The organism is Vibrio sp. 10N.222.46.A1, from assembly GCF_041473595.1.
Classification (GTDB): Bacteria; Pseudomonadota; Gammaproteobacteria; order Enterobacterales; family Vibrionaceae; genus Vibrio; species Vibrio tasmaniensis_A.
Genome location: NZ_JBFRSN010000012.1, coordinates 1 through 9,821 on the forward strand (window position 1 = coordinate 1; position 9,821 = coordinate 9,821).

Annotated in this window: 9 protein-coding genes and 2 pseudogenes; 8 read left to right on the forward strand and 3 right to left on the reverse strand. The window is 44.5% G+C overall.

The window, feature by feature from the left end:
• From AB4496_RS00525 to AB4496_RS00560, 8 genes and pseudogenes are all read left to right on the forward strand, one after another.
• Positions 1-1,697: FimV/HubP family polar landmark protein (locus AB4496_RS00525; protein ID WP_372130476.1), on the forward strand; the 1,697-nt coding region annotated here is incomplete at its 5' end.
• Positions 1,698-1,891: 194 nt separating this feature from the next.
• Complete coding sequence (gene truA, locus AB4496_RS00530) at positions 1,892-2,686, forward strand: tRNA pseudouridine(38-40) synthase TruA (protein ID WP_009848683.1); 795 nt, start codon at positions 1,892-1,894, stop codon at positions 2,684-2,686.
• A 175-nt stretch (positions 2,687-2,861) separates the two neighbouring features.
• Positions 2,862-3,788, forward strand: a complete 927-nt coding sequence (accD, locus tag AB4496_RS00535) for an acetyl-CoA carboxylase, carboxyltransferase subunit beta (protein WP_009848681.1) — start codon at positions 2,862-2,864, stop codon at positions 3,786-3,788.
• Between the two features lie 42 nt (positions 3,789-3,830).
• Entirely contained in the window at positions 3,831-5,093 is a 1,263-nt protein-coding gene (gene folC, locus AB4496_RS00540; protein ID WP_009848680.1) for a bifunctional tetrahydrofolate synthase/dihydrofolate synthase, read from the forward strand.
• On the forward strand, positions 5,094-5,669 hold the full coding sequence (locus AB4496_RS00545) for an SPOR domain-containing protein (RefSeq protein WP_009848679.1): 576 nt from the start codon (positions 5,094-5,096) through the stop codon (positions 5,667-5,669).
• A gap of 61 nt (positions 5,670-5,730) precedes the next feature.
• Positions 5,731-6,222, forward strand: a complete 492-nt coding sequence (locus AB4496_RS00550; RefSeq protein ID WP_009848678.1) for a CvpA family protein — start codon at positions 5,731-5,733, stop codon at positions 6,220-6,222.
• 33 nt (positions 6,223-6,255) lie between these two features.
• Positions 6,256-7,359, forward strand: a pseudogene (gene purF / locus AB4496_RS00555) (amidophosphoribosyltransferase); the annotation flags it as partial.
• Positions 7,339-7,725 (forward strand): response regulator, encoded by a 387-nt coding sequence (locus AB4496_RS00560; protein WP_372130477.1) that lies wholly within the window; start codon positions 7,339-7,341, stop codon positions 7,723-7,725. The pseudogene purF and the gene AB4496_RS00560, both read left to right, overlap by 21 nt.
• A gap of 53 nt (positions 7,726-7,778) precedes the next feature.
• Here AB4496_RS00560 and hutZ read toward each other — a convergent pair whose 3' ends face one another.
• From hutZ to AB4496_RS00575, 3 genes and pseudogenes are all read right to left on the reverse strand, one after another.
• Positions 7,779-8,309 carry a heme utilization protein HutZ gene (hutZ, locus tag AB4496_RS00565; protein ID WP_004731858.1) on the reverse strand — a complete coding sequence of 177 codons (531 nt, stop codon included), beginning with the start codon at positions 8,307-8,309 and terminating at the stop codon, positions 7,779-7,781.
• A 141-nt stretch (positions 8,310-8,450) separates the two neighbouring features.
• Complete coding sequence (gene hutX, locus AB4496_RS00570) at positions 8,451-8,972, reverse strand: heme utilization cystosolic carrier protein HutX (RefSeq protein WP_009845730.1); 522 nt, start codon at positions 8,970-8,972, stop codon at positions 8,451-8,453.
• A 58-nt stretch (positions 8,973-9,030) separates the two neighbouring features.
• Positions 9,031-9,821, reverse strand: a pseudogene (locus AB4496_RS00575) (heme anaerobic degradation radical SAM methyltransferase ChuW/HutW); the annotation flags it as partial.

The window sequence follows — 9,821 nt, forward strand, 5'->3', positions numbered from 1 at the left end:
AGCCAGAGCCAGAGCCAGTTCGTGCTGCACATATGCCAGAGATCGTTCCAAATGAATTCGGTGTGCCAGAAGACGATGATTGGCTGATTGAAGATGATACGGCTCAACAAGAAACATTGGCACAAGTTGATGAAGTAGCGGAAGAGCCTGTGGTTCCTGCTGTTGAACCTCAGTTAGACCATGAACCGCAAGTTGAAGCTGCACAACAAGTTGAAACCGAACTTCAAGTAGAAGCAACGGAACAAGCTGAAGCGGTAGATCAAGAAGGCGAAGATGAGTTCTCGATTGATGATTTTGATCTTCCAGAGTTTGGTGAAGAAGATGCCTTGGCAGAAGCGGATGCTGAAGTAACAACGGAGTCAGAAGTCCCTATTGTTGATGCTCAATTAGACCCAGAATCAGAATCAACACCTGAGCCTCAAGCTGAAACGGCTCCTCAAGTTGAAGAAACGAAACAAGCAGAAATTTTAGGGCAAGAAGGCGAAGACGAGTTCTCGTTTGATGATTTAGAGCTTCCAGAGTTTGGCGAAGAAGATGCGTTGGCGGAAGTGGTTAGCGAACCGGATGAAGCGCAGTTAGAGCAAGATCTTGCTCCAGAGTCCGAAAAGTTTGAGTTCGATGACCTTGACCTGCCTGAATACGATGAAGAGAGCGCAAAAGCGGATTCAGTCTTAGATGACATCGAACAAAGCAGTGGTGAGCCTGTAGCGGAAGAGCAAGGCGTAGAGCTCGATGAGTTTGATTTGCCGGAATACGGTGAAGACGAAGCTATCTCCGATGCGTTTGCTGAGAAACCAACGCCACTGACTTCTTTCAGCCCACAGGGTGAAGAACAAGATGCGCTGCATGATTTATTTTCAAACCCGCAGAGTTTTAGTCATGGTGATGACTTCTCGGATACAGAAGATTTCTCAGACGCAGAAGGCTTCCCAGGTGCAGAAGAGTCTGATTTGACTAGTTTCACACAACCTGATGAATCACTCGATTCTCCGTCAGAATTAAGCCCGGTACCTTCTGAGTTAAGCTCAGTGCCTACAACAGTTCAAGACGATCTGTTAGAAGGTTTTGAGGATTTTGATGAGACAGCATTAGCTGAATTACTTTCTGAAGATGTTCAAGACTCTGTCGACAGCATGTTCGACAAGCCACTGGATGCTACATCGATTGATAGTGCAGGGCTCGATATTGACGCCATGCTTGAAGTTGGCGGCGAAGACTGGAAAGGCTTCAACCTAGCTCCTGAGCAGCAATCTAGCATGCATAATGATGTGCCTGATGATCAACAGGAGATTTGGGCGTCGGCAGATCAACAAGCTGAACCAAAAATCAAACAAGAGAATTGGGCTCAACAAGACAACTTAACCGAGTCAGATAAAGGTCGTGATAAGCAATACATGACGATTGATGAGCTGATGGCTCAAGTTGAGCAAGAAGGCGAAGACGCGATTAATCCAGATGACGAAGAGTTGAAGCTAGATGTTGGCCTAAATGAATTCCCAGACGTTATCGGTGACATTGGTAATTACGATGTCGATAGCAACGCAGAAGCCGCTGGTAAGCTCGATTTGGCTAAAATCTACATCGAGATGAGTGACTCACAAGGTGCAATTAAGCTTCTAGAAGAGGCTATCGTTGACGGCAGTGATGATATTCGTCGAGAGGCAAAGAATCTTATCGATACGTTAAACGGTCGATAAATTCAAAAAATTATAAAGGGTAGCGTTGGCTACCCTTTATTTTAGGGCGATACAGTTAGCGTCTATTTTATTTAGCTTGCTAAAACCACCGTCTAGGCGGTAGTGATTGTTTATTGAAGTTTTAGCCCCATCCTATTTGGGCTAGCACTCATTTCCGTATATACTTCTCGCCCATTTTCAAAGAGAACAAGAACATGAAAATTGCTTTAGGTATTGAATATAACGGTACCCACTACTTTGGTTGGCAGCGCCAACGAGACGTGAAAAGTGTCCAAGAAGAATTGGAAAAGGCTCTTTCAGTTGTCGCGAATCACCCTGTAGAAGTTATGTGTGCTGGTCGCACAGATGCCGGTGTCCACGGTACGGGACAAGTCGTTCACTTTGAAACTAATGTCGATCGTAAAATGGTTGCATGGACAATGGGCGCAAATGCCAACATGCCAAAAGATATTGCCGTTCGTTGGGCAACAGAAGTGAATGAGGATTTCCATGCTCGTTTTTCTGCAACAGCACGCCGTTATCGCTACATTATCTTTAACCATGCTCTACGTCCTGGCATTTTGAATTCAGGTGTGAGCCATTACCATGGTCACCTTGATGAGAAAAAGATGCATGAAGCGGGTCAGTACTTACTTGGTGAGAATGACTTTACTTCGTTCAGGGCAACACATTGTCAATCTCGTAGCCCATGGAGAAACATGATTCACTTAAACGTGACTCGTCATGGGCATTACATAGTGATCGATATTAAAGCGAATGCGTTTGTTCACCATATGGTGAGGAATATTACTGGTAGCCTAATTGCGGTAGGTAAAGGTGATCAAAAACCAGAGTGGATTCAGTGGCTTTTAGAGGCTAAAGATCGAAAAGTGGCAGGCGCGACAGCGAAAGCGGAAGGCTTATACTTAGTAGATGTTGATTATCCTGAACATTTTGGACTACCAAGAGAGCCTATTGGCCCTCTATTTTTGCCGGATAATTTGAACTAAATGTGAGACTTAGGTTCAAAAAATATTACGGTTTCGTGCGTAAAATAGTCACGGAAAATAGGTACAACCAGTTTTTTATCTACAGTCGCTGTTTTATGTGCTTTAATTCCCGGCATAATTCCCAAATTTATTTCTTTCGCAATCAAGCGGAGGAATCGAAACAAAAAGGTCTTCCATGAGTTGGCTTGAAAAGATTTTAGAAAAAAGCAACATCGTAACATCTCGTAAAGCGTCAATCCCTGAGGGTGTTTGGACTAAATGTACTTCTTGTGAGCAGGTTCTTTACCATGCTGAACTAGAGCGTAACCTAGAAGTATGTCCAAAATGTGACCATCACATGCGTATGAAAGCACGTCGCCGTCTGGATACATTCCTAGACAAAGGTGAGCGTGTTGAACTAGGTACTGATCTTGAGCCACAAGACAAGCTGAAGTTTAAAGACTCTAAGCGTTACAAAGAACGTATCTCTGTTGCTCAAAAGAACAGTGGTGAAACAGACGCATTAGTTGCAATGAAAGGCGAACTGCTTGGTTTACCTATCGTTGCGTGTGCTTTTGAGTTCTCATTTATGGGCGGCTCAATGGGTTCTGTTGTTGGTGCTCGTTTTGTGAAAGCGGTAGATGCAGCTATTGAGAACAACTGTGGTTTAGTTTGTTTCTCGGCAAGTGGTGGTGCTCGTATGCAAGAGGCATTGATGTCTCTCATGCAAATGGCAAAAACCAGTGCTGCTCTAGAGCGTCTATCTGCGAAAGGCCTACCGTTTGTTTCAGTAATGACTGATCCAACAATGGGTGGCGTTTCTGCAAGTTTAGCAATGCTTGGCGATATCAATATCGGTGAACCAAAAGCGCTTATCGGTTTTGCTGGACGTCGTGTAATCGAGCAAACTGTACGTGAAGACCTTCCTGAAGGTTTCCAACGCAGTGAGTTCCTACTAGACCACGGTGCTATCGACATGATCGTTGACCGTCGTGAGATGCGTCAGCGCGTTGCAAGCCTTGTTGCTAAAATGACCAATCAGCCTTCACCATTAGTAGTTTCTGTGAACGATTCACCGAATGAAGCTGCTTATGAAGTACCAGAAGCGCCAGAAAAAGGGTAAAGTACCTTCTAACAAACCTACTTAATTATGGTTATGAGTTAGATGAGTCAACAACCTATTCCTCAAGCCACATCCTCTTTGGAGATGTGGCTTGATTATTTATCAAACATCCACACAAGCGCTATTGATCTTGGTTTAGACCGAGTTCAAGCTGTCGCCTCTAAGGCAAACCTCACCAAACCTGCTCAACATGTTATTACTGTTGCTGGAACCAACGGCAAGGGCTCAACATGTGCACTCATGGAAGCTATTCTATTGGATGCTGGTTACTCTGTTGGTGTCTACAGCTCCCCTCACTTAATTCGCTACAACGAACGTGTTCGTATCAATGGCAAAGATCTGTCTGATCAAAAAATGGTTCAGTCTTTCGATTTCATTGAGAAAGAACGTGGTGAAATCAGCCTTAGCTTTTTTGAATATGGCACTTTAGCAGCGTTACGTGCTTTTCAAACCGAAGCGGTTGACGTTGTATTGTTAGAAGTGGGTCTAGGCGGACGTTTAGACGCGACCAATATCGTTGAGCATGACGTTTCTGTGATTACTAGCTTGGCTGTCGACCATGTTGACTGGCTAGGTGATGACATTAATGTGATCGGTTTTGAGAAAGCGGGCATTTATCGTAGCGGTAAACCAGCTATCTGTGGTCAACCCAAACCACCAGCTACGGTTGCGGCACACGCTGATGATATTAACGCTGAGTTCTACCAAGTAGGGATTCAATACACCTATGATGTAGATGGTGATACTTGGAACTGGCGCAGTGGTGCATTCCAGTTAGAATCGCTACCTATCCCGAGCTTACCGCTGCCGAACGCAGCCACCGCGCTGATGGCATTAGGTACTTCAGAACTAAGCATTAGTGATGTGAACGTTGTTAACGGTATGAAGAATGCGCAGCTTCCTGGGCGTATGCAGCAAATTAGCGAACAACCGGTGATTGTGCTTGATGTAGCACACAACCCGCATTCTGCTGAGTACTTTGCGCAGCAAGTCGCGAAGAAGTACGCAGGCAAAAATTTACACGTTGTAGTCGCCATGCTTCATGACAAAGATATCCCCGCGACATTGGAAGTATTAGCTCCAATAACAACACATTGGTACCCAGCTTCGCTGAACGGCCCACGAGCCGCAACAGCCGCTGAATTGTGTCAAAGCTTACCTGAAGGTGTAGAGCAGTATTCAAACCCTGTTGTAGCGTTTGAAGCGGCTTTAGCTTCTGTTATAGATGACGATGTTGTGTTGGTTGTCGGTTCTTTCCATACCGTGGGTGAAGTGTTGGAGCATTGGCAGAAAAAAGGAAACTAAATGGCAAGTAAATTCCAAAGCCGATTAGTCGGCACCATCATTTTAGTGGCCATTGGCGTGATTGTATTGCCCGATGTGCTGGATGGTAAGAAGCTCCACTATAAAGAAGAGTTTGCAAGCATTCCGATTAAGCCTGAGCTTGATAGTAATGTTGAAGTGTTTGAAGTGCTCGATCCTGTTGAAGATCAGATTGCACTGCCGGACTCTCCGGTTGAGCAAGTGGTTGACAGTGGTCGTACTGATAAGTCAAATACGCAAACTGCGTCGGCTTCCAGTAACAAAGAAGCGGATAAAGTGGCGGTGGTGGTTAAGCCGGTATCTGAAAAAAATGAATACCAAGACAGTGCTTGGATTATTCAATTGATGGCTTTGAAGAATGCTGACAACGCAAAAAACGTTGTTAAGGATTTACAGAAGCGTGGTTATCAGGCTCATACCAAGCAAGAAAAAACATTTACGCGAGTAATTATTGGCCCGGATGTTTCTAAATCCAAACTTGAGCGACAAATTAAGGAATTAGAAAAAATTACGGGTTCAAAAGGCCAATTGCTCAAATTTAAACCGTTAAATCCATAAGAAAACGTTTGCGTCAGCATTTTTTCTGTTAAAATGCGCGCCAACTTAAGATGAAGAATTCATGAATTGGTTAGATTTTGTCATTTTAGGCGTGATCGGCTTCTCTGCCGTGATCAGTTTAGTTCGCGGTTTCGCTAAAGAAGCGTTGTCACTTGTTATTTGGTTTGGAGCATTTTTTATTGCTAGCCAGTACTACGCTAAATTAGCAATGTACTTCACCAATATTGAAGATGAGATGTTTCGAAACGGAACTGCGATAGCAGCATTGTTTGTTGCAACGTTAGTTGTTGGTGCCTTAGTTAACTATGTCATCGGGCAACTAGTTCAGAAAACAGGCCTGTCGGGTACAGACAGAATCCTCGGTGTCGTCTTTGGTGGCTTACGTGGTGTTTTGATTGTTTCTGCAGTGTTGTTTTTCATGGATGCGTTTACTGCATTCCCAAGTTCTGAGTGGTGGAAGAATTCGCAATTGGTTCCGGAGTTTAGCCGAATCATTGCGCCGTTCTTCGAGCATTTACAAGCAACATCTAGTTTCTTATCTGGCGCGCTCTAGCGCCAGTTAATGTCGAAAATCGAGGATTAGGACATGTGTGGTATTGTTGGAATCGTGGGTTCAACACCTGTAAACCAGTCTATTTATGACGCTTTAACGGTATTGCAGCATCGTGGCCAAGATGCCGCAGGTATTTGTACCATAGAAAGCAATCGTTTTCGTCTGCGTAAGGCGAACGGTTTAGTTAAAGATGTTTTTGAAGCAAAACACATGCAGCGCCTCCAAGGTAACGTGGGTATTGGTCATGTTCGTTATCCTACAGCGGGAAGTTCGAGTGCTTCTGAAGCTCAACCTTTCTACGTAAACTCTCCATTTGGCATCACGCTGGCGCACAACGGTAACCTAACGAATGCAAGCGAAGTTCGTGAGAAGTTGTTCGAAAAAGACCGCCGTCATGTCAACACAACCTCTGACTCTGAAGTTCTACTAAACGTATTGGCTCATGAGATCGATACCGTAAAAGGTAACGTGACTTCAGACGACGTTTTCCGCGCAGTTGCAAACGTGCACCGCACTATTCGTGGTGCTTACGCAGTGACAGCGATGATCATCGGACACGGCATGATCGCATTCCGTGACCCACATGGTATTCGTCCACTGTGTCTTGGTAAGCGTGAAATTAACGGTAAAACAGAGTACATGGTTGCGTCTGAGTCAGTAGCGTTAGACGCTGTTGGTTTTGATTTTATGCGCGATGTTGCTCCTGGTGAAGCTATCTATGCAACATTCGATGGTAAGCTTTTCACTAAACAATGCGCAGACAACCCACAACTAAACCCATGTATTTTCGAGTTTGTTTATTTTGCTCGTCCTGATTCATTCATCGATAAAATTTCGGTTTACAGCGCACGGGTTGAGATGGGTGAGATGTTAGGTAAGCGTATTAAAGAAGAGTACGCAGACCTAGACATTGACGTGGTTATTCCAATTCCTGAAACATCAAATGATATTGCTCTACGAATTGCTCAAGCGATTGATAAGCCATATCGTCAAGGTTTCGTGAAAAACCGTTACGTTGGCCGCACGTTTATCATGCCTGGTCAGCAACAACGTAAGAAGTCGGTTCGCCGTAAACTCAACGCGATTCGTTCTGAGTTTAAAGGTAAGAACGTTCTACTGGTTGATGACTCTTTGATCGCACGAAAACAGCTGTCTGATGCCTTAGACAGCATCAACATCCCTTACAGCATTTGTAATAACGGCTTAGATGCGATTGACCTGATGCGAGGTGAGGCTGCAAAAGGTACAGCAATTGATCTTCTCGTGAGTGATATCGAGATGCCCGGGTTAGATGGTTATGAACTTGCATTTGAAGTACAAAACGACAGCGCACTCAGTCATGCCTACTGTATTTTACATACTTCACTATCCAGTGAGATATGTGTTGACCGAGCCAATCAGGTGGGAGCACATGAAGCGCTAGAGAAATTCAATGCAGGCGAATTAATCGAAGCCATGTTGCGCGGAGCGAAAGTCCTAAACGACGCGGCTATGACTGCTTAGACACAAAAAAGCCCTCACATTAGAGGGCTCCTAAAGTAATCCGTTAAACGAGCTTACTCGTTAGACACTTTTTTGTGACCTTCTTGCAGGTGAACGAAATCCACTAAGTCGTCGCCAGATACTTGGTATGCCTGACCGAAACCTTTTACGAACAGGCCATTCTCTGCTTTAAGGTTGAATAGAGAAAAATCTTGAAGTTGGCTTAAACCATCAATGATCTCGCCGAAACGCTCTTGCATCTGGCCGATCACTTGAGTCCAAAGCTCCGTTTCACGCTCTACAACACTTGCCTGAGCATCAAACGTTAAACGCTTACGTGCATAAAGCTGCTTCGAGCTCTCTTCGTCTTCAATCATCATCAAAGAGACTTGAGGGTTTGCTTTCAAGTTACGAGCATGACGAGCAATATCAGAAATTAGAACAAAATAACCTTCTTGGTTCTGAACGAAAGGGGCGTAACTTACGTTCGGGCGACCTTCTTCATCAACCGTTGCAAGTTGAAGGGTACGGCGCTCTTGGCGAAACTCTTTGATTTCTGGACCTAGGCGACCTTGTAGGCGTTCTTGTTTTACTTGTTGTTCCATCGATAATTCCTTTCTTCACTTTCTCTTATTTATTATTTTTACCCGAGGTTGAGCGTTCATTAGTAAACTAAGTGGACCTCGAGCATTCATATTTTCTTTAAGCTAGCTGGCAATCTTATTTAAGCTTGATGTTGACTGTACTTAAGCTCGTTCTTTTAGTGCTTTGAAGCGTTCAACTTGGTCGACAATCAGCTCTCGCTTTTCATTGCGACCTAGGTAAATCTTAAAGATGTTCTCGCCTGTTTCACTGAAGAAACCGAAGTAATGACTTTCACGCCCCATGAACGCCTTGCTCACCAAACCAATATGTTTGATGTTATCCAGTTTTAAGTGGCCATGCAGCTCGCCTTCTTTACCCATCAGATTGTAGTAACCACGCGCTACTTTGCCTTTAGGGAACGGCGCCTTTACTTCGAAGATTGAGCCAAATGAATGGATAATTGTGGTCACTGGGCCCCAACCAACCAAACCTTCTAGAATATCTTGAGCACGGCTGCCATCTAACATCACCGCCATGTCTCCAGGAAAAGCAGCGACAACTTCAACCTCTGAAACACCTAGCTTCTCAGCAATCGCTGTAGGAAGCAGTTTTGATTCTTCTTCTAGAATGCGTGCGACACGTTGTTCTAAAGTTTCTGTCATTGCGAATGTTGTATCTGTCATTGAATAAGTTTCCGTATAAACGAGTGATTTACGTAAGTTATAAACTAAAAATTCGAGATTAAGCGTGCTTCAAACTTGCATGCGGGTGAGCACCCAAGCCAGAGGCAGTTGGTGCTGGGTGCAAGGTCTGATACTCAGTGTTAAGCACTTGAATCACACTCTGTGCAAGACTTACCGCCCAGAAGCTGCCAGCTATAGTCAGGCTCAGGTAATCTTCCGAAAGATCAACTAGGCCATTCTTTTCCCAATGTGAAAACAGAGGCTTCAGGTAGTCAAACGTGTCTTGCCCCATAAAACTCGGCAACGTACTTCTTCTTACAACACCAGAATCAAAACCGGCTTTCAATGAAGAGAAGATTGGCTCTAGTGAGCTTTGCTTGGTCATCATGGCTATTGGCAATTGACCTTGCTTTATAGACTCCATGTAGCTGTCTAAAGTTCGATGTTGCATCACACCATGACCACCGATGTTGCCACCAGCGCCACAACCAATGGGTAGAACTTCGGCATAAGTTTTCGCTAAGCTGTTGTAAATGCTGCGTTCGCGGTTATCACGAGTCCAGTGATTCACGCTCAGTTGCTTAACCTTGTGCTTTGCCATGAACTCAACGCCCGCCAAGTACATACTCGCCTTATCTGGCGTATTAGCAGGTGGTGGGATTTTTCCTTTCTCAACAAGATTAAGCATAGGCGCGTTGCCCGAAACAATCAGTTGGTAGAGGTCAATACCGTGTGCGCCAGTCGACATGTAGTCTTCTAAATCTTGTTGAAATACTTCCATAGACTGGTGTGGCAACCCGTATAGCAAATCAAGAACGATAGGCGCTTGTTCAGTGCGACTCAGTGAAC

Bases quoted from the DNA above. Each gene is read 5' to 3' on its own strand.
- truA (WP_009848683.1), top strand. From the start codon at position 1,892: ATGAAAATTGCTTTAGGTATTGAATATAACGGTACCCACTACTTTGGT.
- accD (WP_009848681.1), top strand. From the start codon at position 2,862: ATGAGTTGGCTTGAAAAGATTTTAGAAAAAAGCAACATCGTAACATCT.
- folC (WP_009848680.1), top strand. From the start codon at position 3,831: ATGAGTCAACAACCTATTCCTCAAGCCACATCCTCTTTGGAGATGTGG.
- AB4496_RS00545 (WP_009848679.1), top strand. From the start codon at position 5,094: ATGGCAAGTAAATTCCAAAGCCGATTAGTCGGCACCATCATTTTAGTG.
- AB4496_RS00550 (WP_009848678.1), top strand. From the start codon at position 5,731: ATGAATTGGTTAGATTTTGTCATTTTAGGCGTGATCGGCTTCTCTGCC.
- hutZ (WP_004731858.1), bottom strand. From the start codon at position 8,309: ATGGAACAACAAGTAAAACAAGAACGCCTACAAGGTCGCCTAGGTCCA.
- hutX (WP_009845730.1), bottom strand. From the start codon at position 8,972: ATGACAGATACAACATTCGCAATGACAGAAACTTTAGAACAACGTGTC.